The following is a 22,077-nucleotide window of genomic DNA, read 5'->3' on the forward strand; positions in this document are numbered from 1 at the left end:
GCGGTTCACTCGGGATCGTCCCAGGTCAGGGTGGTGCTGGCCGGGTCGGACAGCGTGTACAGCTCGTCCACGGCCCGTACCTCGAAGCCGGCCGCGCGTTCCCGTCCGGCGCGGGTGACGGCCGGCAGGTGCAGGGCCGCGCCGCAGGTGCCGCCGAGGAAGCGGCGGGTCCCGTCCGGCAGCAGGTGGTACACCTCGTGGTGGCGGATCGTCCCGGGCGCGCGGCGCCACGACAGCCGGACCGAGGCCTCGCCGTCCCGCTGGGCCGCCGCGTCCACCCGCAGGGCGCTCGGGGCGGCGGGCCGGCGCCGAGCGGCGGTGTCGTGGACCGTCAGGGCCCCGAGCCGCCAGCGCACCGGTCCGGTCCCGTGAGCGGTGATCCGTACGGCCAGGGCGTACGCGGTTCTCCCGGCCCGCGTCCCGAGATCCACCCGGCCGGTGTGCCAGCCGGGACCGGAGCCGGGGCCGTCGACCCCGAACCACGCGTACGGGACCGGCTCACCCGGGGCGGCGGGCTCGCGCACGGCGACGCCCACCTCCACGGTGACCGGGACGCCACCCGGGGCGCGGGCGTGGACCAGGTCCAGGACCGTCGTACGGGTCAGGGGCAGCCGGGTGGCGTGCAGCCCGACGGCGACGGGCGCGGTGAGGACGCCGTCGACCAGGAGACTGGAGCCGCCGCGCCACGCCTCGTCGAAGTCCAGGGTGACCGAGGGGCGCGGGCCGTCGGTGTCGACCACCCAGCGCCGCCCGGGCAGCACGTCCTGGAGGCCGAGCCGGTTCCAGGGCGTCGGCGAGGTGACCTCGCCGGCCTCGTACCAGCGCTCCCCGTGCCCCGTGTTGAACGAGCAGCCGAAGGGGAGCGCGGCGACGGTGGAGCGGTCGGCGACCACGGTGGCGGGCGCGCGCCAACCGCTCTCCGGCGCCGGGCGGGCCGGGTCCAGGGATTCGCCCGTCCAGAACCGGTCGTCGGCCCGGTGGAAGGCGCCCGGGGACCGGTCGGTGAGGTGGTTGCGCGTCCACTCGGGCCGGTAGAACCCGATGCCGACGACATGGTCCCGCCCGCGCGGAACGATCGCGTCCCAGTCGACGTCCGCGTCCCAGCCGCGGGACTCGGTGTCCACCGCCGCCCACAGTTCGTGACGGCTGCGGCCCAATCGCTCGGCGAGGGCGCCGGACTCCGCGAGGCTCCGGGCCGTCCAGCGAAAATCCACGAACATGCTGTCCGCGACCGTCCCGAACCGGTCCTCGAAGAAGTCCCGGTTCAGCGCGTTCAGCGCCCCCTGCCACCCGACCCGACCGGTGCTGTTCATCGCGTCGTACCAGGTGACGCGCAGCCCGTGCGGTTCACCCGCCGCCCGCAGGGCGCGCAGGAACCCCCGCGTCCGGCTCGCGAGCGCGCTGTCGCCGCCGTCGGTCTCGGCGTTGACGAACCAGCCGTCGAACCCGTACGTCCGCGCCACCCGGACGAGCTGCTCCGCGATCGGGAACCGGCCCGAGGCGTCCCGTCGCACCAGGTCGCGGGTCCAGCGCAGGTCACCGCCGTACGCGACGGGCGGCAGGAACACGTTGCCCAGCACCCGGACCCCGTTGCGGTGGGCCGCGTCGACCACGGGCGCGTTCGGGGCCAGCACGATCCCCTCGCCGGACGACCCGCCCCAGAAGACCAACTCGTCGATGTACGCCCAGTGCGTGAGCGCGTAGTGGTCGGCGGTCGCGGAACCCTGCGACGGGTTCCCCGCGGTCGGCCCGAAGGACACCAGCGAGGAGATCCGGGCCTGCCCGACGCGGGCGCCGGGATGCGGCGGCACGGGTGTGAAGCGGCGCGCGAGGGGCACCGTCGCGGTGTTGTGGGCGAGGTCTGGATCCGAGGCGGGGCTCCACTCGCGTAGGGAGCGCCAGATGATCCCGGGGCCGGGGGACCCCTCCGGGAGCGAGTCCGGGAACCAGTACGAGGCGTACGGGGCGAGATCCGGCAGGAGCGTCGGCCCGCCGGCCGGCTCCTCCCCGGCGGCCGTGGCCCGCGCGGGCCACGCGGGCGCGGCGGCGATCCCCACCCCGGCGGCGAGCACGGCCCGTCGGGTCGGCCGGCCGGGGGACCTGCGGGGGAGCGGGGCAGTGCGCGGGTCGACACCGTGATCGGGCTCGTACATGCGGGGCTCCTCTGCCATGCGGGGCTCCTCTGCGGAAGGGACGGCGCGGCTGCGGAAGGGACGCTCGGTCAGACCTCGGTCACACCTCGGTCACCTCAGGCGTCTCGGTCACCTCGGTCACGCGCAGCACCTCGGTGATGCCCCGCGCGGACAGGTGCGCCCGGTCCTCGGCGTGTTCCGCCAGGACCACCGCGGGGCGCACCCCTTGGGCCGTGAGCGCGGCCCACGCCTCGAAGAAGGTCCCGCCCGGGGCGCACACCGACCGTTCGGGCGCGGTGAGCGCCCCGCCGACGTCCACGACGAGCGCGGTGGACCGGACGGGCGGGCGGTGCTCCCGGCCCCGCCACCACTCGGCGATCCGGGCGATGGCCGCCCCCTGGGGCTTGACCCGACGGTCGTTGGTCAGCAATCCGAGGCCGTACTCCAACTCCGGGAAGTCCGCGAGGTCCCGGGACACGTCGTGCGAACACCACCAGGTCACGCCCCACACGTCCGGGCAGTCCAGCACGTTGGCCACGGTCGCCTCGGTGAACTCCGCCGCGTGCTCCGGCTGTACCAGTGGCGCGGGCGCCCCGACCTCCTGGAGCCACACCGGGCGGTGCGGGTCCGTGGCCCAGGCCTTGGACAGTTCGACCAGGTAGGCACCGTGATGCTCGGTGGCGGTCCCGGTGCGCCCGTGGCGCTGGGCGGTCCCGTTGAACACCCACGAGTGCACGGCCGTGGCCGCGCCCAGCCGGGCCGCCTGCGCCGCCGTGAAGGGGTGCCCGTCCCGGTACCAGGCCGCGTCGTACTCGGCGTGCAGGTGGAACCGCCCCGGGGCCCCCTTCTCGCACGCGGCCAGCATCCGCTCCAGCCACCGCTGCGCCTGCGCCTGGGTGATCCGGTCGGGGTCGGGGTGCGGTGAGTCGGAGAACTGGTTGATCTCGTTGCCCACGGTCATCCCGAGGAAGTTGGGCCGGTCGCCGAGGGCGGCGGCCAGCGTGCGCAGGTACTCCTCCTGCGCCTCCACCACACGGGGGTCGCTGAAGATGTTGCGCCGGTGCCAGGTCCCGGTCCAGGCGGGCAGGAAGTCGAAGCTCGACAGGTGCCCCTGCAATCCGTCGACGGTGACGTCGAGCCCCCGTTCGGCGGCGGCGTCGCCGAGCGCGACGAGCTGTTCGACAGCGCGCGGGCGGATCAGCGTGCGGTTCGGCTGGAACAACGGCCACAGCGGGAAGACCCGTACGTGGTCCAGCCCGAGCGCGGCGATCGAGTCGAGGTCGGCCCGGACCTCGTCGAGATCGAAGTCGAGCCAGTGGTGGAACCACCCGCGTGTCGGCGTGTAGTTGGCGCCGAACCGGAGCCGGCGGGGGAGGGCAGGAGGGACGGTGCCGTCGTGCATGAATGATCCTGGAGTTCAGGGGAATTCACCGGACGCCCCACAACGTGCCGCCCGTTCCGAGGGAAAGTCAACAGGTCCGGTACGGGCAATCCGGTCCACCCGACCATGAATGTGCGCCTCCTGAAGGGTGGTTGGCGACTTATGCGCTTCAGTCCAAGGCGTGGTAGGGGAGTTGACGATCAAGACTTCCGTGCTAATGCGGTTTAGCTGTCAACCGGAAGTCGCGGTCCGGGGGAAAGGGAGGGGAAATGGCCAACGTCGGCAACAGGGGTGTTGACGGTCGTGCGCGGAATCCGGTAAGGCGCCGGGACGGGGTGAACCGAAGCCTGGCGCAACGTCGTTCGGCTCGGCGCCCGCCGGCGGTGGTGGCCGCCTTCCGGGGGCCGGATCGCGTACGGTCCCGCCATCGGAGTCCGCGGCGGCGAAGGATGAGGCAGGCATGGCGCGCAGACCCACCATCAAGGACATCGCCCGCCGGTCGGGGGTGTCGGAGAGCGCCGTCTCCTTCGCGCTCAACGACCGTCCCGGGGTGTCCGAGGACACCCGTGCCCGTGTCCGTCGGATCGCCGAGGAGCTCGGTTGGCAGCCCAACAGCGCCGCTCGCGCACTGTCCGGGGAACGCTCCGGCGCCGTCGGGCTGGTCCTCGCCCGACCCGCGCACACCCTCGGGGTGGAGTCGTTCTTCCTCCGGCTCGTCTCCGGTGTCCAGGAGGTGCTGTCGGCGGGGCGGATCGCGCTGCTCTTCCAGGTGGTGGAGGACGTGGACGCCGAGTGCGCCGTGTACCGCCGGTGGTGGGCCGAACGACGGGTGGACGGGGTCATCGTCGTCGACCCCCGGATCGACGACCCGCGACCGGAACTCCTCGCCGGGTTGGGGCTGCCGGCCGTGATGGTGGGCGGCCCGGACGTCCCCGGGGCGGACACCACGGGCTCGGACGTCCCCGGGCCGGACACCACGGGCTCGGATCCCTCGGAGTCGACCGCGGCTCGGGCCGTCCCGCCGGCCGTCCCGACCTCCCGCCGGCCGTCCACCATCCGGGCCGACGACGCCGGCGCGATGATCCAGGTGCTGGAGCACCTCCACGGACTCGGCCACCGCCGGATCACCCACCTCGCCGGCCTCCCCGGCCTCGCCCACACCGCCCGGCGGACGGCCTCGCTGCGCACCTGGTCCGAGGGGCGCGGGCTCGGCCCCGACCGGGTGCGCTCGGTGGTGACGGACTACTCCGACGCCGAGGGCGCCGCCGCGACCCGCAGGGTCCTCGCCGAGCCGGAGCCGCCCACGGCCCTCGTCTACGACAACGACGTGATGGCGCTGGCCGGTCTCGCCGTCGCCACCGAGCTGGGCATCGCGGTCCCCGGCCGGCTCTCGATCGTCGCCTGGGACGATTCCGCGCTCTGCCGGGTCACCCACCCCCGGCTCACCGCGCTGGTCCGTGACACGGCCGCGTTCGGGCGGCTCGCCGCCGAGGAGCTGCTGGCCGTACTCGCCGGGGGCGTGCCCCGCACCCGGCAGAGCGAGCTGCCGCGACTGGAGCCCCGCGAGAGTACTGCGCCACCCCCGGCCGCATACTGAGTTCCGACCCCTCCCTGGAGCGCCACCGTGACCAGTTCCACCCCAGCCCTCCCCACCCCTCGCGCCGCCGCCCCGGGCACCGGCCCGACCGTGGCGATCGACATCGGCGGGACGAAGATCGCCGGCGCTCTGGTGCACCCGGACGGAACGATGACGGCCGGAACCCGCCGCCCCACGCCGCGCGCGGCGAGCGCCGACGCGGTGATGGCGGCCGTCGCCGAGGTCGTCGCGGACCTGGCACGCAGCCCGTTGTGGCCCTCGGTGGTCCGCTGCGGCGTCGGCAGCGCGGGCCCGGTGGACACCTCCCGGGGCACGGTCAGCCCGGTCAACATCGGCGCTTGGCGGGAGTTCCCCGTACAGGCCCGGATCGCGGCGGAACTGGCCGCCCACGGGGCCCGGATCCCGACCGTCCTGGCGGGCGACGGGGTCGCGATGACGGCCGCCGAGCACTGGCTGGGCGCCGCCAAGGGGCACGCCAACGCCCTGTGCATGGTCGTCTCCACCGGTGTCGGGGGCGGCCTCGTCCTGAACAACCGGCTCCACCCCGGTCCCACCGGCAACGCGGGCCACATCGGGCACATCAGCGTGGCCTTCGACGGGGACCCCTGCGTCTGCGGCGGCCGCGGCTGTGTGGAGTCCCTCGCCTCCGGCACCGCCATCGCCGCCTGGGCCCTCGCCCAGGGCTGGACCCCGGCCGACGATCAGGAGGCCACCGCCGCCGGCGTCGCGGCCGCCGCCCGGGCGGGCGACCCCGTCGCCGAGGCCGCCTTCGACCGGGCGGGCCGCGCCCTGGCCGCCGCCATCGCCGCCACCGCCACCCTGGTCGAGACCCGCATCGCGGTCATCGGCGGCGGCGTCGCCGCCTCGGGCGACACCCTCTTCGCACCGATCCGGCGGCACCTGGCCTCGTACGCCACCCTGTCGTTCGTCCGGGACATCGAGGTCGTTCCGGCGAGCCTGGGCACCGACGCGGGCCTCATCGGGGCGGCCGCCGCGGCGATGCTGCTGCCCGAGGGCGCTTCGACCTGAGAGCCCGCGATCCGGCCCGGCCCCGGAACTCCGTCCGGAGACCGGGCGCTCCCGGCTCGACCGGGCGCTACGGCTTGACCGAGCGGTAGTACCGCCGGGCACCCTCGTGCAGGTCCAAGGGATCCGTGTAGATCGCCGTCCGCAGATCCACCAACTGCGCGGCGTGCACCGCGCGCCCGATCCGGTCGCGGCTTTTGATCACGGTCCGGGTGAACTGTTCCGTCAGCTCCGCGCTCGTGTCCTCGCGGGTCACGAGCAGGTTCGGCACGGCGAGCGTGGCCACCGCCGCGGTGTTGCGGGCCCGCGCGTACGCCTCCTGCGGCATCACCGCCGCCCGGTAGTAGCGGGCGGGACTGCCACTGCCCTGGAGCTTCTCCACCAGGTCGCCCAGCGGCACCAGCCGGATCTCGAAGCGCTCCGACAGCTCGTGCACCGCGTTCGTCGGGAGACCGCCGGACCAGAAGAAGGCGTCGATCCGCCCCTTCTCCAGCTCGGCCGGCATGGTGTCGATGCCTATGGACACCGGGGTGATGTCCTTCCGCGGGTCCAGCTTGGCCGCCGACAGCAGCCGCTCCGAGATCAGTCGGACGCCGGAGCCGTCCTGGCCGACCGCGACCCGCTTGCCCCGCAGGTCCCGCGTCGACTGCACCGAGGACCCGGCGGGCACCACCAGCTGTACGTAGTCGTCGTACAGCCGCGCCACCCCGCGCAGCCGGTCGGCGCCCGGCTTCCCGTCGAGCCGGTACTTGGACACCGCGTCCGCCGTCGCCACCGTGAAGTCGGCCTGCCCGGCGGCCACCCGCTGGAGGTTCTGCTGCGAGCCCTCACTGGGGTCCAGCCGCACCTTCACACCGGGGATGTCCTCGGCGAGGTCCTCCTTCAGGAGCTGCCCGTAGCGGTGGTAGACGCCGGTGGGGACACCCGTGCTGAACGCGAGGTCGCCCTTGAGTTCCGGCTCCCCGAACGGCCTCAGCCACCAGGCCAGCACGCCGAAGACCGTCACCACGGCCGCCAGGCCCCACAGGGCGCGGCGCCGGCTGATCCGGGGCACTCGGGACGGCAGGAGCGGCATGCTCGCGATCCTACCTTCGGGCCCGTACCGCCCCGGGGCGGGAGCGGCACGGTCCCTCAGCCACCGGGGCCCGCCGCCGTGGCGCCGCCCGCGTCCGCCGGCTCCGGGGCCCGGGCGTGCGCCGGTTCCACGTCGCCCGACGACGCCGGGTCCGTCAGGCCCGCCCGCAGCCGGGCCAGGAGATGCGCCGCAGCCGGACCCGGCGGGACGCCCGTCCGCCAGGCCAGCGCCACCCGACCGCTCAGCGCCGGTTCGACGATCCGCAGCGCCACCAGGTCGCCGGCGACCCCCGCCTCCGCCCCGGCCGGCACCACCGCCGCCCCCAGCCCCCGCGCGGCCAACCGGACCAGTACGGGTGGCGCCGCCGCCTCGAAGTCCACCCGGGGCGCGAATCCGGCTTCCGCGCACGCCCGCTCCAACACCGCGCGCAGGCCCGTCCCGCGCGGCAGACTGATCAGTGCCCGCCCGCGCAGCGCCGCCAGCGGGATCCGGCCGTGCGCGGACTCCCGCACGAGCGGATCGCCGGCCCGAACCAACGCCACGAGGGGCTGGTCGAGCACCACCTGGAACGCGATCCCGGGCGGCGGGTCACCGGCCGGCCCGATCACCGCCAGGTCCAGCTCCCCGCTCGACAAACCGGCCAGCATCCGCTCCGAGGTGTCCTCCGACAGCGCGATCTCCACTCCGGGGTGCGCTTCGTGGAAGTCGCCGAGCACCCCCACCACGTCCAGCCCCGCCACCACCGCCCCGGCCGCCCCCGGGATCAACCCGACCGCGACCCGCCCCCGCAGCAGCCCCGAGATCTCGTCGGCCGTGCGCCGCATCCCCTCCACCGCCGCCAGCGCGGCCCGCGCGTACGACAGCAACGCCGTCCCCGCCTCGGTCGGCGTCACCCGCCGTCCGGAACGATCGAGCAGCCGCACCCCCAGCTCCCGCTCCAACAGCCGGACCTGCGCGCTCACCCCCGGCTGGGACACGTGCAGCCGGACGCCCGCCCGCGTGAAGCCGCCCTCCTCGACGACCGTCACGAAGTACCGAAGCTGGGCCAGTTCCATAACCGCGCATTCTAGGGAGCATAAGAACCCAGGCTTGGACTTATGGCAGGAGCCCGACCCACCCTGGACCCATGACCGACATCGCCGCCGCGACCGCCGCCGAACGCCGAGAACTGGCCGACCTGCTCGACTCCCTCACCCCCGACCAGTGGGACGCCCCGAGCCTCTGCGCGGGCTGGCGGGTCCGCGAGGTCGCCGCCCACATGTCGCTGGGCTTCCGGTACTCGCTGCCCCGGTTCGCCGTCGAGCTGGTCACGGCACGCGGCAGCCTGGACCGGATGACCGACCGCGCCGCGCGCCGAGACGCCGCGTCCCTCGCCCCCGCCGAACTCGCCGCCCTGCTCCGTGACCACGCCCACCACCCCTGGAGGCCCCCGGCCGCCGGACCCACCGGGGCCCTCGCCCACGACGTGGTCCACGGCCTCGACATCACGATCGCCCTCGACCACCCCCGCCGGGTCCCCGAGGACCGGCTGCGCCTCCTCCTCGACGCCGTCACCCCGCGCGGCCTGCGGTTCTTCGGCGTGGACCTGACCGGCATCCGACTCGTCGCCGACGACCTCGACTGGTCCCGGGGCACCGGAAGCCCCGTCCACGGCACCGCGCGGGAACTGCTGCTCGTCCTCTTCGGCCGCCGGCTGCCCGCCGGGCGACTGCACGGGGGCGCGGAGGGCTCCCCGGTACCGCCTACCCTTGTCGCATGACCAGCAGCAGCGACCGGAGCACGGCAGTGGACGTCAAGGGAACTTACGAGGTGCGCACCTACGGGTGCCAGATGAACGTGCACGACTCCGAGCGGCTTTCCGGTCTGCTGGAGGGCGCGGGGTACACGCGTGCGCCCGAGGGTTCCGACGGCGACGCCGACGTCGTCGTGTTCAACACCTGCGCCGTCCGCGAGAACGCCGACAACAAGCTGTACGGCAACCTCGGCCGGCTCGCCCCGATGAAGACCAAGCGCCCCGGCATGCAGATCGCCGTCGGTGGCTGCCTGGCCCAGAAGGACCGCGACACGATCGTCAAGCGTGCCCCCTGGGTCGACGTCGTCTTCGGCACGCACAACATCGGCAAGCTGCCCGTCCTCCTGGAGCGCGCCCGCGTCCAGGAGGAGGCGCAGGTCGAGATCGCCGAGTCGCTGGAGGCCTTCCCCTCGACGCTGCCGACCCGCCGCGAGTCCGCGTACGCCGCCTGGGTGTCCATCTCCGTCGGCTGCAACAACACCTGCACCTTCTGCATCGTCCCGGCGCTGCGCGGCAAGGAGGAGGACCGGCGCCCCGGCGACATCCTCGCCGAGGTCGAGGCCCTGGTCGCCGAGGGAGTCTCCGAGATCACCCTGCTCGGCCAGAACGTCAACGCGTACGGCTCCGACCTGGGGGACCGCGAGGCCTTCAGCAAGCTGCTGCGCGCCTGCGGGCAGATCGAGGGCCTGGAGCGGGTCCGCTTCACCTCGCCGCACCCGCGCGACTTCACCGACGACGTGATCGCGGCCATGGCCGAGACCCCGAACGTGATGCCGCAGCTCCACATGCCGATGCAGTCCGGATCGGACACCATCCTCAAGGCGATGCGCCGCTCGTACCGCCAGGAGCGCTTCCTCGGCATCATCGAGAAGGTCCGGGCCGCCATCCCGCACGCGGCGATCTCCACCGACATCATCGTGGGCTTCCCCGGTGAGACCGAGGAGGACTTCCAGCAGACGATGCACGCCGTGCGCGAGGCCCGCTTCGCGAACGCGTTCACCTTCCAGTACTCCAAGCGCCCCGGCACCCCGGCCGCCGACATGGACGGGCAGATCCCCAAGGAAGTCGTCCAGGAGCGCTACATGCGCCTGGTCGCCCTCCAGGAGGAGATCTCCTGGGAGGAGAACAAGAAGCAGGTGGGCCGCACCCTGGAGGTGATGGTCGCGGAGGGCGAGGGCCGCAAGGACGGTGCCACGCACCGCCTCTCCGGCCGTGCCCCCGACAACCGCCTCGTCCACTTCACGAAGCCGGACGAGGACGTGCGCCCGGGTGACGTGGTGACCGTGGACATCACGTACGCGGCCCCGCACCACCTGCTGGCCGAGGGCCCGACGTCGGCCGTGCGCAGGACCCGCGCGGGCGATGCCTGGGAGAAGCGCAACGCGGCCCCGGCGCAACCGGCGGGCGTCATGCTCGGCATCCCCACCCTCGGAGTCCCGGCCCCCCTCCCGGCCGCCACCTCGGGCTGCGCGGCCCCGGCGTCCGCCTGACGCGCGTTCGCTCCTGCGGTCCGGCCCCGACGGGCCGGACCGTGGACCCGCGGACGCCGCACCCCCGCGGACGCCGCACCCCTGCGGACCCGTTCGCCGGCGGAGCCGTACGGCCCGGGCAGGCGACGGCTAGGCTGCGGATCATGCTCGTAGCCGCCGCCGTCTGTCCCGCCCCGCCGCTCCTCGTGCCGGAGGTCGCCGCGGGCGCCGCCGCCGAACTGGGCGACGCCCGCACCGCCTGTTCCGACGCGCTCGCCGTGCTCGCCGCCTCCCGACCCGACCTCCTGGTCGTCGTCGGCGACGCCGACCAGGACCACCGCGGGCCCTATCCCCAGGGATCCCGGGGCACCTTCCGCGGATACGGCGTGGAACTCGACGTACAGCTCGGTGACGGCGAAGAGGGACCGCGCCTGCTGCCGACCTCACTGGCCGTCGGCGCCTGGCTGTTGCGCCGCGCCCGCTGGGGCGCCGCCCCCGTGGAAGGGCTCGGGGTCGGGGAACCGCTCGGAGCCGAACAGTGCCTGCGGGCGGGGCGGGACCTCGCCGCCCGCGACGCGCGCGTCGCCCTGCTCGTGATGGGCGACGGCAGCGCCTGTCGCACGCTCAAGGCCCCCGGCTACCTCGACGAGCGGGCCGCCGGCTTCGACGCGGCCGCCGCCCGCGCCCTCGGATCCGCCGACACCGCCGCGCTGGCCGCCCTGGACGCGGACCTCGCGCACGAACTCAAGGCCGCCGGGCGTGCTCCCTGGCAGGTCCTGGCGGGCGCGGCCGAGGACGCGGGCCTCGACGGCAGGCTGCTGTACGAGGACGCCCCGTACGGGGTCGGCTACTTCGTCGCCGCCTGGTCCTGACACAGCCGAGGCAGGCACCCGGGCCCCCGCGTCCGGGCACGAGAAAGGGGCGCGGGGTTCATCGAACCCACGCGCCCCTCTCCGGCGACCACGTCAGGAAGTCGCCGGCGGCGTCGGCCCGCCGGGTGCGTCCTTGTGCGCGATCTTGCCCAGGGCGTCCTTCGCCTTGCCCGTCCCGCTCGTGATCCGACCGCTGTACTTGCCCTTGGTCTTGGAGTCCACGGCCTTCGCGACCTTCTCCAGACCGTCGGAGATCTTTCCCTCGTGCTGCTGCGCGAGGTCGCCGACCTTGTCCTTGGCCGGAGCGAGCTTGGCCTTCAGATTGTCCAGCAGGCCCATGGATCACCCTTCATTGGCGATGGCTACGTACGGGCGCCCTCGCCGGCCTCGCTGTCCAGGGAAGCCTCCGCGGACTTCTGCTGCGGAATCTCCGCGGCCGTCGCCGCCGGAGCCTCCACCCCAGTCGCCTCGCCCGTCGCTTCCTCGGACGCGGCCGTCAGGTCGGCGGACGCGACCTCATCGGTCGAACCCTGCTCCTTACGGCCAAAAAACCGGCTGAAAACGCCCATGTCTACTCCCGTAACGTTACTCGTGCGAATGAAGTTCCGCCGTGGCCGAAACGGCCTCCGCCGGGTACACGCCGGGCCGGAACCTCGCCAGGGCAACGACTCCGACCACGCCCCGTCACGTAGCTCGATCGGGTATCGGCCGCCGGGTTTGCGAGACTGTGTCGGTGAGGAATCCAGCCCCCGCCCCGCGGGTCATCGCCGTCGTCGGTCCCACCGCGGCCGGAAAGTCCGACTTGGGCGTCGCCCTGGCCCGCCATTTCGACGGCGAGGTCGTCAACGCCGACTCCATGCAGCTCTACCGGGGGATGGACATCGGCACCGCGAAGCTGACGCAGGAGGAACGCGGCGGGGTCCCGCACCACCTCCTCGACGTCTGGGACGTCACCGAGACCGCGAGCGTCGCCGAGTACCAGCGCCTCGCCCGCGCCGAGATCGACCGACTCCTCGCGCAGGGCCGTACGCCCGTCCTCGTCGGCGGCTCCGGGCTGTACGTCCGCGGCGCGCTCGACGCGATGGAGTTCCCCGGCACCGACCCCGAGGTACGGGCCCGCCTGGAGGAGGAGGCCACCCTGCGCGGCCCCGGCGCCCTGCACGCCCGGCTCGCCGCCGCCGACCCGATCGCCGCCCAGGCGATCCTCCCCAGCAACGGCCGCCGGATCGTCCGCGCCCTGGAGGTCATCGAGATCACCGGGCGCCCGTACACCGCGAACCTGCCCGGCCACGAGTCCGTCTACGACACCGTCCAGATCGGCGTGGACGTGGGCCGGCCGGAACTCGACGAACGGATCGCGCTGCGGGTCGACCGGATGTGGGAGGCCGGGCTCGTGGACGAGGTCCGCGACCTGGAGGCCCGGGGCCTGCGCGACGGGATCACCGCCTCCCGCGCACTCGGCTACCAGCAGGTGTTGTCCGCCCTCGCGGGCGCGTGCACCGAGGACGAGGCGCGGGCCGAGACGGTCCGGGCCACCAAGCGGTTCGCCCGCCGACAGGACTCGTGGTTCCGGCGCGACCCGCGCGTGCACTGGCTGAGCGGCGCCCTCGCGGACCGCGGGGAACTCGCCGGACTCGCGCAGTCGTTGGTCGAACGAGCGGTCACAGCCTGATCACGTGATGGCATCGGGACGCCCCGTGCGCCCGTACCGGGGCCGGGGGCGTGCCATCATCAAACTTCTGAACAGCGGCGTACGAAGTCCGAGTGGGGAGGGCGCGTGGCTATGGAGGCCGGCCCCCGTGACACCGGGCGGGACGACACCAGACGGGAAGCGGACCCGATGCTTCACAACGGGATCGCGGAGCCGATCGGGTCGGACGGCCCGGACGCCCTCGGCCTGCCCGCCGACCCGGCGCGGCTGACCCCCGACGGCCCCGACGCCCCGGACATCGCCGCCCTGGACGCCTCGGGCCCCGAGTTCGAGGTCGAACTGAGGCCGCAGCGCCGCCTGCGCATCTGGCAGATCGCGCCCATCGTGATGCTCGCCGCCGCCGGATCCCTGATGTTCGCCTTCCCCCTCGCCTTCGAGTTCGGCGACGGCGGAGCCGTGGTCGCCATGCTGGGCTTCCTGATCAGCTGCTGCGCCGGCGGATGGGCCATGATGGCCGCGCGCCGCGTCGGCCACTCCTGGCCCGGACTGCCGCCCCGCGGCAGCGGCCGCCGCCCCGACTGGCGCATGGCCGCCCTGTACACGGTGATGGCCCTCGCCCTGGTGTCCCTGGCCGTGTACCGGGTCGCGCGCCTGCGCTGAGCAGGCCCGCGCGCCCTTCCCGCCGTGCCCGCGCTCCGCGCACACCGGGCGTCCGCCCGGAGGGCGAAACGGGCCCCGAAGGTACGATGACCTGGTGACGCACCGCACCCTCTCCTTCCTCAAGGGCCACGGGACCGAGAACGACTTCGTGATCGTCCCCGACCCGGACAACGCCATCGACCTGCCCGTGAGCGCCGTCGCCGCACTGTGCGACCGGCGAGCGGGCATCGGGGCCGACGGGGTGCTGCACGTCGTGCGGTCCGCCGCCCACCCCGACACGGCGCACCTGGCCGACGAGGCCGAGTGGTTCATGGACTACCGCAACAGCGACGGATCCGTCGCCGAGATGTGCGGCAACGGCGTACGGGTCTTCGCCCGCTACCTCCTGCACGCCGGCCACGTCGAGCCCGGCGACCTCGCCGTCGCCACCCGGGGCGGCGTCAAGCGCGTCCACCTCGACAAGAGCGGCGACGTCACGGTCTCCATGGGCCGCGCCGAACTGCCCGTCGGCGACGTCACCGTCTCCGTCGGCGAGCGCTCGTGGCCCGCGCGGAACGTGAACATGGGCAACCCGCACGCGGTGGCCTTCGTCGACAGCCTCGACGACGCCGGAAACCTCCACACCGCCCCGCCGTTCAGCCCCGCGTCCGCGTACCCGACCGGAGTCAACGTCGAGTTCGTCGTCGACCGGGGCCCGCGGCACGTCGCGATGCGCGTCCACGAGCGCGGCTCCGGCGAGACCCGCTCCTGCGGCACCGGCGCCTGTGCCGTCGCCGTGGCGGCCATTCGACGCGACGGCGTCGACCCGGCCGTGACCGGCGAACCGGTCACGTACACCGTCGACCTCCCCGGCGGACGACTCGTCATCACCGAGCACCCCGACGGGCAGATCGACATGACCGGACCGGCCGTCATCGTGGCCGAGGGCGAGCTCGATTCGACCTGGCTCACCGAAACGGCTTTCGCGTGAAGGTTCCCTCCAATGGGTGATCCGTTTCACGCTGAGCGAGAGGTGGACTGCGCCACGTGGTGGGGTCGGTAACATCAGGCACCGGCCCTGAGGGCTCACCCCATGCCCACCACCGCCGGTCGAAGCCGCCGGAGGTGCCCATGAGTGCAGAGGCCACGAACCCCGAAGCACACCCCGAAGCGCGCCCTGAGCTGCGTAGACGGGGCCGGAGCAGGCTGGATCTGCGCCGGCTCGGGCGCGCGGCGCTGCTCGGGCCCACGTCCCGGGACCGCCTTCCGGACGCCATCGGACACGTGGCGGAAGCGCATCGTGCCCACCATCCGGACGCCGATCTGTCCATTCTGCGACGCGCATATCTGCTCGCGGAGACCTCTCACCGCGGCCAAATGCGAAAAAGTGGTGAGCCGTACATCACACATCCGCTCGCCGTCACCCTGATCCTCGCGGAACTCGGCGCGGAGACAACGACGTTGACGGCGTCCCTCCTCCACGACACCGTCGAGGACACGGACGTGACCCTCGATCAGGTGCGCGAGGAGTTCGGCGACGAGGTCTGCTTCATCGTGGACGGCGTCACCAAGGTCGAGAAGATCGACTACGGCGCCGCCGCCGAACCCGAGACCTTCCGCAAGATGCTCGTCGCCACCGGCAACGACGTCCGCGTCATGTCCATCAAACTCGCCGACCGACTGCACAACATGCGCACCCTCGGCGTGATGCGCCCCGACAAACAGGCGCGCATCGCCAAGGTCACCCGCGACGTCCTCATCCCCCTCGCCGAACGACTCGGCGTACAGGCCCTCAAGACCGAGCTGGAAGACCTCGTCTTCGCGATCCTGCACCCCGAGGAGTACGAGGAGACCCGCGCGCTCATCGCGGCCCACGCCGGAGAACGCGACCCGCTGCCCGGCATCGCGGACTCCGTGCGCGGCGTCCTGCGCGACGCCGGCATCGCCGCCGAGGTCGTGGTCCGCCCCCGCCACTTCGTGTCCGTGCACCGCATCTCCCGCAAGCGGGGCGAACTGCGCGGCTCCGACTTCGGCCGGGTCCTCATCCTCGTCGGCGAGAACGCCGACTGCTACGCGGTCCTCGGTGAACTCCACACCTGTTTCACCCCGGTGGTCTCGGAGTTCAAGGACTTCATCGCCTCCCCGAAGTTCAACCTCTACCAGTCGCTGCACACGGCCGTCGCCACCTCCGAGGGGTACGTCGCCGAGGTCATCGTCCGCACCCGGCAGATGCACCGCGTCGCGGAGGCCGGAGTGGTCGCGCTCGGCAATCCGTACACCACCCCGCCGGCCGAAGCGGCCGAGGGCGACGAGGAGCGGGTCGACCCGACGAGACCCGGCTGGTTGTCCCGACTGCTCGACTGGCAGCAGTCCGCACCCGACCCCGACACCTTCTGGACGGTGCTGCGCGCCGAACTGGCCCAGGACCGCGAGATCACCGTCTTCAGGGCCGACGGCGGGACGCTGGGCCTGCCGGGCGGGGCGAGCTGTATCGACGCCGCCTACGCCCAGTACGGGGAGGCGGCGCACAGCTGTATCGGCGCCCGCGTCAACGGGCGCCTCACCTCCCTCTCGTCCCGGCTGTCCGACGGGGACACCGTTCAACTCCTGCTCTCGCACGACGCCGCCTCCGGGCCCGCCGCCGACTGGCTCGACCACGCCAAGACCCCGGCCGCCCGCATCGCCATCAGCGGCTGGCTCCAGACCCACCCCGACTCCGCGGCCGCCACCACCACCGCGGCCCGGGCCCCGCTCTCCGTCGTCGGGGCGCGCGGTGGCGGGGCGAACGCCGTCGCCGACCTGCCGGACGCGCCCGTGCGCCTGGCCGGCTGTTGCACCCCCGTACCGCCGGACGCCGTCGCCGGGTTCGTCGTACGCGGCGGGGCCGTCACCGTGCACCGCGTCCACTGCCCGGCCGTGGCCCAGATGCGCGCCGTCGGCCGTACCTCGGTCGCCGTGCACTGGCGGGCCACCGCGGACTGCCGCGTGACCCTGCTCGCCGAATCGTTCGGCCGCCCACACCTCCTGGCCGACCTGACCGAGGCAATCGCCCGCGAGGGGGTCGAGGTGGTCTCCGCGACCGTGGAACCGCCCGTCGAACAGCGGGTCCGGCACTCCTACACCCTGCAACTGCCCGACGCGACGGGGCTCCCGGCCCTGATGCGGGCGATGAGGGACGTGCCGGGCGTGTACGACGTCAGCCGGGCGTAGCGGGACGGCCGGGCGAAGCGGGGAAGACAGGGGGCCGGGGGGCTCGGGGGTTCGGGGGAACGGGAATCCGGGGGCGGGACGCACGTCGGCCGGGCCACGGGGTCGGACGCCCTCGTTCGGGTGCACCCGGCGCGCGCCGTTCGCCGCCCGATGCCGGGCGCTGGTAAGCGATGGGGGATGCAGCTCACCTCCCCCCGCCTGCGTGCCGCCCTGCTCGCCGCCGCCTCGCTCACCCTCGTCGCCGCCGTACTGCCCCCACCCCAGTCGCTGGGCATCGGCGACCGGCTCTTCCCCGAGCTCGGCAACCCCGGGTACGACGTCCTCTCGTACGACCTGTCCTTCACGTACAAGGACAACCGGACCCCGCTCGACGCCGTCACCGTCATCAGCGCCCGCACCCTGCACGCGCTCGACCGCATCAACCTCGACTTCACCCACGGCCAGGTGGCGTCCGTCGAGGTCAACGGGGAACCGGCGCGGTTCGAGAGCGCGGGAGAGGACCTCGTGCTGACCCCCGCCCGCCCGGTCACCCAGGGATCCGTGCTGAGCATCACCGTGCGCCACACGAGCGACCCGCGCGGTCGCGGCGACGGCGGCTGGGTGCCCACCGAGGACGGCCTGGCCATGGCCAACCAGGCCGACGCCGCCCACCGCGTCTTCCCCTGCAACGACCACCCCGCCGACAAGGCGTACTTCACCTTCCGGATCACCGCCCCGGCCGGACTCACCGCCGTGGCCAACGGACTGCCGGGCGCCCTCCCGACCCGGCGCGCGGGCGGCCCGACCACCTGGACGTACCGCACCCTGCACCCCATGGCCACCGAACTGGCCCAGGTCTCCGTCGGCACCTCGGAGGTCGTCCACCACACGGGCCCGCACGGACTGCCCCTGCGCGACGTGGTGCCCGCCGCCGACCGGGTGCGCCTGGAACCCTGGCTGAAGAAGACCGACGGTCACGTCCGGTGGATGGAGGAGCGGGTCGGCCGCTACCCCTTCGAGAACTACGGCGTGCTGATCGCGCGAGCCACGACCGGCTTCGAGCTGGAGACCCAGACCCTCTCCCTCTTCGAGCACGGCCTGTTCTCCGGGAACGCCGGCTACCCGGAGTGGTACGTCGAGTCCGTGATGGTCCACGAGCTCGCACACCAGTGGTTCGGCGACAGCGTCAGCCCCCGCACCTGGTCCGACCTGTGGCTCAACGAAGGACACGCGACCTGGTACGAGGCCCTGTACGCCGACGGGCTCGGCAAGTACTCCCTGGAGCGGCGCATGCGCGAGGCGTACCAGCGCTCCGACCAGTGGCGGGCGGCCGGCGGCCCCCCGGCCGCCCCGAAGGCCGCGGCCCCCGGGGAGAAGATCGGCCTGTTCCGGCCCGTGGTCTACGACGGGGCCGCGCTGATCCTGTACGCCCTGCGCCAAGAGGTCGGCGTCGCCACCTTCGACCGGATCGAGCGCCGCTGGGTGGACGAGCACGCGGATTCCACGGCCGGCACGGACGACTTCGTACGCCTGGCGTCACAGGAGGCGGGGCGCGACCTGACGGCCTTCCTCAAGCCGTGGCTGTACGGCACGACCACCCCGGCGATGCCGGGGCACCCGGAATGGGGCGGCCCGAAAAGCGTGTGACGCGCCCGGAACGGGCATGTCACCATCAACGAGGCCGTTCGGCGGCCCATCGGGCCCGATCGGGCCAGGGCTCGGATTCCGGGAATCACCGGGCGGCGTGACGCGTTGGACGTGACAGTGTTATGTCACGTTCGGCGGTAGCGTTGGCCATTGCCGGGCGCGACGCATTCGAATCGACGTAAGGATCCAATGACCTCCTCTTCTTCCCCTTCCCAGGACGCGCGGGACGCACAGGACGTGCGTGACCCGCAGAGCTTCACCGAGAGCCTTCGGGCCGATGCCCTGATGGAAGAGGACGTCGCCTGGAGCCACGAGATCGACGGAGACCGGGACGGCGAGCAGCTCGAGCGCTCCGAGCGCGCGGCCCTGCGGCGCGTGGTCGGCCTCTCCACCGAACTCGAAGACGTCACCGAGGTCGAGTACCGACAGCTCCGCTTGGAGCGCGTCGTACTCGTCGGTGTCTGGACCTCCGGCACGGTGACGGACGCCGAGAACTCCCTCGCGGAGCTCGCCGCCCTCGCCGAGACGGCGGGCGCCCTCGTCCTCGACGGCGTGATCCAGCGTCGCGACAAGCCCGACCCGGCCACCTTCATCGGCTCCGGCAAGGCCCGCGAGCTGCGCGACATCGTCATGGAGAGCGGCGCCGACACCGTCGTCTGCGACGGAGAGCTCAGCCCCGGCCAGCTCATCGCCCTCGAAGACGTCGTCAAGGTCAAGGTCGTCGACCGCACCGCGCTCATCCTCGACATCTTCGCCCAGCACGCGAAGTCCCGAGAGGGCAAGGCCCAGGTCGCGCTCGCGCAGATGCAGTACATGCTGCCGCGCCTGCGTGGTTGGGGTGCCTCGCTGTCCCGTCAGATGGGTGGCGGCGGCGGTGGCGGCATGGCCACCCGAGGCCCCGGTGAGACCAAGATCGAAACCGACCGGCGTCGGATCCGCGAGAAGATGGCGAAGATGCGCCGGGAGATCGCGGACATGAAGACCGGCCGCGACATCAAGCGCCAGGAACGCCGGCGCAACAAGGTTCCCTCCGTCGCCATCGCCGGCTACACCAACGCCGGCAAGTCCTCGCTGCTCAACCGCCTCACCGGCGCCGGCGTGCTGGTGGAGAACTCGCTGTTCGCCACCCTCGACCCGACCGTGCGCCGGGCCGAGACGCCGTCCGGCCGGATCTACACCCTGGCCGACACGGTCGGCTTCGTGCGACACCTGCCCCACCACCTGGTCGAGGCGTTCCGCTCCACGATGGAGGAGGTCGGCGACTCCGACCTCATCCTCCACATCGTGGACGGCTCGCACCCGGCCCCGGAGGAGCAGCTGGCGGCCGTCCGCGAGGTCATCCGCGAGGTCGGCGCGGTCAACGTGCCCGAGATCGTCGTGATCAACAAGGCGGACGCGGCGGACCCGCTCGTCCTCCAGCGCCTGCTGCGCATCGAGCGGCACTCCATCGCCGTCTCGGCCCGCACCGGCATGGGCATCGAGGAGCTGCTGACGCTCATCGACACCGAGCTGCCGCGACCCGAGGTCGAGGTGGAGGCACTGGTGCCGTACACCCGCGGCTCGCTGATCGCCCGGGCACACGCCGAGGGCGAGGTCATCTCCGAGGAGCACACCCCGGAGGGCACCCTCCTCAAGGCGCGCGTCCACCAGGAACTGGCCGCGGACCTGGCGCCCTACGTGCCGGCGAAGCACTGACCCGTGTGTCGATGAAGCATCGACGGGTGCTCGGTGAAGCACCGGCGAGCGTGACACGGCGCGACATCACGTGACGGAGGGCCCCCGCGATGCGGGGGCCCTCCGTCACGTGATGGCCCACGCGCGAGGCTCGATGTGCTGCGCACCGGGCTGGCGCGGCGCTCTTGGTGCGGTGCTCGCGCCGCGTGGGGCCGGGCGCCGCGCGCCCGGCCCACCCGCTACTTGAACTTGGCGCTCACCGCGGAGTAGATGCCCTTGGCCTCCGGGCCCAGGCGCGGACCGGCCAACCAACCGGCCTTGGCCGGGCCGATCGAGGTGTTCGACACCAGCGCCGGCCTGCCATCGGCACCCGCCGCGACCCAACCGCCACCCGAGGAACCGCCGGTCATGGTGCAACCGATGCGGTACATCACCGGGTCGGCCGCCTTCAACGACAGACGACCGGGCTTGTCCGTGCACTGGAACGCCCGCTGGCCGTCGAACGGAGCCGCCGCCGGGTAGCCCGTCGCGGTGATGCCCGCGACCCTGCCCACCGCCGGCGCGTTGAACTCCACCGGCAGCGCCGAACCGACCGTCTCCTCCAGCGACTTGCCACTGCCCTTCTCCGGAGCGACGTGCAGCACCGCGAAGTCGTACGGGGCGCCCGCGCCACCGCTCGGGCCGCCCGAAGCGATCCACTGGTCCGAGGTCTGCGCCCAGTCGCTCCACCACACGCCGTACGGGGCGACCTGCTCGCGCGGCGCACCCTTCAGCTGCGCCGACGCCTGGCCCGCGTTGTTGTAGGACGGCACGAAGGCGATGTTGCGGTACCAGCCGCCCGCCTTGCCCGCGTGGACGCAGTGACCCGCCGTCCAGACCATGTTGGACTTGCCCGGGTGGGCCGGGTCCTTCACCACGGTCGCCGAGCAGACCATCGAACCCTCGGGGCCGTCGAAGAACACCTTGCCGGATGCCGGAATGGTGGAGTGGTACGGCGCCGCCGCACCCCTTGCCCGCACCGGCGCCGGCGTCGGGTCCGTGACACCCTGGTCCTTGCCGGCATCCGGGTCCACGGCCGGAGGCTGCGGAGTCTTGTCGGCGTCACGCATCCGGTCCGGGTCCCACAGCCCCTCGATGACCGGGTTGATGTAGTCGCCCGCCTCGCGGAGCCAGTCCTCCTGCTTCCAGTTCTTCCACGCGCCTCCCCGCCACTTCTCCAGGTCGACGCCGTGCTCCTTGAGCTTGTCCTTGAGCTCGTCCGGGATCGCGATCCCGTCCGTGGCACCGGGCGGAAGGCTCGCGGCCACGGTCGGCTTGGCGTCGCCGCCGGCCTCCCCGTCGCCGGGGCCGCAGGCTGCGGCGGTCAGCGCGAGCGCGGCCGCGCACAGGATCGCGGTGACCGGTCGGATCGGTCGCATGTCGTAAATCCCCCTGGTGTTTCGAGGCGTTGAACGGGGTGGAGCGCGGTCGCCGCACGGGTGTACGGCAAGCGCAGCACCCCACTATGCCGCTGCTCCCAAGGACGGCACAGCCCGGGGCCACGGTTCCTGCCCGGCGAACCATCCTCGGAACTTGTTCGATTCGGACATCTCGGAGGACATCGCGGCAGACCTTACGGCGGACTTTTCGGTGGATATCGAGGACGACAGCGGGGCGGACCACACGAGGGACTTCGGGGCAGACTTCGCGAGGGTCTTGGCGACGGACAACACGAGGGACTTCGGGGCGGACTTCGCGACGGACTTGGCGACGGACTTGGCGACGGACTCGGCGACGGACAAGGATCTTCGGTCCACCCGTGATCCGCGGCCGCCACCGTCGTTGGTACGTACGGGGGACGGGGGAGCAGCGTTCATGTTCGAAACGCAATCCGGAAGAGAATCCGTGCGGGAGGACCGACACTCGTGGCTTTGAGCGAGGCTTTCACCGAGTC

At 73.1% G+C, this 22,077-nt stretch carries 19 protein-coding genes; 12 read left to right on the top strand and 7 right to left on the bottom strand.

From position 1 onward, the window contains the following. Positions 1–5: 5 nt before the first annotated feature. Positions 6–2,153 carry an endo-beta-N-acetylglucosaminidase gene (locus OHA84_RS26270; protein WP_371591607.1) on the bottom strand — a complete coding sequence of 716 codons (2,148 nt, stop codon included), beginning with the start codon at positions 2,151–2,153 and terminating at the stop codon, positions 6–8. 79 nt (positions 2,154–2,232) lie between these two features. Then, on the bottom strand, positions 2,233–3,534 hold the full coding sequence (locus OHA84_RS26275; protein ID WP_053682270.1) for a hypothetical protein: 1,302 nt from the start codon (positions 3,532–3,534) through the stop codon (positions 2,233–2,235). Positions 3,535–3,973: 439 nt separating this feature from the next. Here OHA84_RS26275 and OHA84_RS26280 point away from each other — a divergent pair, with 439 nt between their 5' ends. Both OHA84_RS26280 and OHA84_RS26285 read left to right on the top strand, forming a co-directional pair. Further along, complete coding sequence (locus OHA84_RS26280; protein ID WP_266969517.1) at positions 3,974–5,110, top strand: LacI family DNA-binding transcriptional regulator; 1,137 nt, start codon at positions 3,974–3,976, stop codon at positions 5,108–5,110. Between the two features lie 27 nt (positions 5,111–5,137). Then, a complete protein-coding gene (locus OHA84_RS26285; RefSeq protein ID WP_371591457.1) occupies positions 5,138–6,139 on the top strand; it encodes an ROK family protein in 1,002 nt (333 codons plus the stop codon). 67 nt (positions 6,140–6,206) lie between these two features. Here the strand turns inward: OHA84_RS26285 and OHA84_RS26290 are convergent, their stop codons facing one another. Both OHA84_RS26290 and OHA84_RS26295 read right to left on the bottom strand, forming a co-directional pair. Beyond that, on the bottom strand, positions 6,207–7,211 hold the full coding sequence (locus tag OHA84_RS26290; protein WP_053682272.1) for a TAXI family TRAP transporter solute-binding subunit: 1,005 nt from the start codon (positions 7,209–7,211) through the stop codon (positions 6,207–6,209). 56 nt (positions 7,212–7,267) lie between these two features. Further along, on the bottom strand, positions 7,268–8,266 hold the full coding sequence (locus OHA84_RS26295) for a LysR family transcriptional regulator (RefSeq protein ID WP_266950296.1): 999 nt from the start codon (positions 8,264–8,266) through the stop codon (positions 7,268–7,270). Between the two features lie 71 nt (positions 8,267–8,337). On the opposite strand from OHA84_RS26295, the gene OHA84_RS26300 reads away from it, so the two are divergent. The 3 genes from OHA84_RS26300 to OHA84_RS26310 all read left to right on the top strand — a co-directional run bounded on the left by OHA84_RS26300 (position 8,338) and on the right by OHA84_RS26310 (position 11,344). Further along, positions 8,338–8,970, top strand: a complete 633-nt coding sequence (locus OHA84_RS26300; protein WP_053676536.1) for a maleylpyruvate isomerase family mycothiol-dependent enzyme — start codon at positions 8,338–8,340, stop codon at positions 8,968–8,970. After that, positions 8,967–10,493 carry a tRNA (N6-isopentenyl adenosine(37)-C2)-methylthiotransferase MiaB gene (gene miaB / locus OHA84_RS26305; RefSeq protein WP_266950297.1) on the top strand — a complete coding sequence of 509 codons (1,527 nt, stop codon included), beginning with the start codon at positions 8,967–8,969 and terminating at the stop codon, positions 10,491–10,493. Before OHA84_RS26300 ends, miaB begins: the two co-directional genes overlap by 4 nt. A gap of 143 nt (positions 10,494–10,636) precedes the next feature. Beyond that, positions 10,637–11,344, top strand: a complete 708-nt coding sequence (locus OHA84_RS26310; protein WP_266950298.1) for a class III extradiol dioxygenase subunit B-like domain-containing protein — start codon at positions 10,637–10,639, stop codon at positions 11,342–11,344. Between the two features lie 93 nt (positions 11,345–11,437). Here the strand turns inward: OHA84_RS26310 and OHA84_RS26315 are convergent, their stop codons facing one another. Next, positions 11,438–11,683, bottom strand: a complete 246-nt coding sequence (locus OHA84_RS26315) for an antitoxin (RefSeq protein WP_266950299.1) — start codon at positions 11,681–11,683, stop codon at positions 11,438–11,440. A gap of 23 nt (positions 11,684–11,706) precedes the next feature. Further along, complete coding sequence (locus tag OHA84_RS26320; protein ID WP_053676532.1) at positions 11,707–11,913, bottom strand: hypothetical protein; 207 nt, start codon at positions 11,911–11,913, stop codon at positions 11,707–11,709. A 164-nt stretch (positions 11,914–12,077) separates the two neighbouring features. On the opposite strand from OHA84_RS26320, the gene miaA reads away from it, so the two are divergent. The 6 genes from miaA (at position 12,078) to hflX (ending at position 20,165) form a co-directional block, all read left to right on the top strand. Beyond that, on the top strand, positions 12,078–13,016 hold the full coding sequence (miaA, locus tag OHA84_RS26325; protein ID WP_266950300.1) for a tRNA (adenosine(37)-N6)-dimethylallyltransferase MiaA: 939 nt from the start codon (positions 12,078–12,080) through the stop codon (positions 13,014–13,016). A 111-nt stretch (positions 13,017–13,127) separates the two neighbouring features. After that, positions 13,128–13,655 carry a hypothetical protein gene (locus tag OHA84_RS26330; RefSeq protein ID WP_199826459.1) on the top strand — a complete coding sequence of 176 codons (528 nt, stop codon included), beginning with the start codon at positions 13,128–13,130 and terminating at the stop codon, positions 13,653–13,655. A gap of 94 nt (positions 13,656–13,749) precedes the next feature. Next, a complete protein-coding gene (gene dapF / locus OHA84_RS26335; protein ID WP_266950301.1) occupies positions 13,750–14,625 on the top strand; it encodes a diaminopimelate epimerase in 876 nt (291 codons plus the stop codon). A 140-nt stretch (positions 14,626–14,765) separates the two neighbouring features. After that, on the top strand, positions 14,766–16,844 hold the full coding sequence (locus OHA84_RS26340; protein WP_053676528.1) for a bifunctional (p)ppGpp synthetase/guanosine-3',5'-bis(diphosphate) 3'-pyrophosphohydrolase: 2,079 nt from the start codon (positions 14,766–14,768) through the stop codon (positions 16,842–16,844). Between the two features lie 177 nt (positions 16,845–17,021). Beyond that, a complete protein-coding gene (locus tag OHA84_RS26345) occupies positions 17,022–18,470 on the top strand; it encodes a M1 family metallopeptidase (protein WP_053685141.1) in 1,449 nt (482 codons plus the stop codon). Positions 18,471–18,659: 189 nt separating this feature from the next. Next, the gene (gene hflX, locus OHA84_RS26350) at positions 18,660–20,165 is read left to right on the top strand and encodes a GTPase HflX (protein ID WP_053685143.1); all 1,506 of its coding nucleotides are present in this window, start codon (positions 18,660–18,662) and stop codon (positions 20,163–20,165) included. A gap of 218 nt (positions 20,166–20,383) precedes the next feature. On the opposite strand, the gene OHA84_RS26355 is transcribed toward hflX, so the two are convergent. Continuing rightward, complete coding sequence (locus tag OHA84_RS26355) at positions 20,384–21,562, bottom strand: serine protease (RefSeq protein ID WP_266969510.1); 1,179 nt, start codon at positions 21,560–21,562, stop codon at positions 20,384–20,386. Positions 21,563–21,716: 154 nt separating this feature from the next. Between OHA84_RS26355 and OHA84_RS26360 the strand changes: the two genes are divergently transcribed. Beyond that, positions 21,717–22,058 carry a hypothetical protein gene (locus OHA84_RS26360; RefSeq protein ID WP_266969509.1) on the top strand — a complete coding sequence of 114 codons (342 nt, stop codon included), beginning with the start codon at positions 21,717–21,719 and terminating at the stop codon, positions 22,056–22,058. The last annotated feature ends 19 nt before the right edge of the window (positions 22,059–22,077 follow it).

Origin of the sequence: Streptomyces sp. NBC_00513 (assembly GCF_041431415.1) — a bacterium.
Taxonomy (GTDB): Bacteria; Actinomycetota; Actinomycetes; order Streptomycetales; family Streptomycetaceae; genus Streptomyces.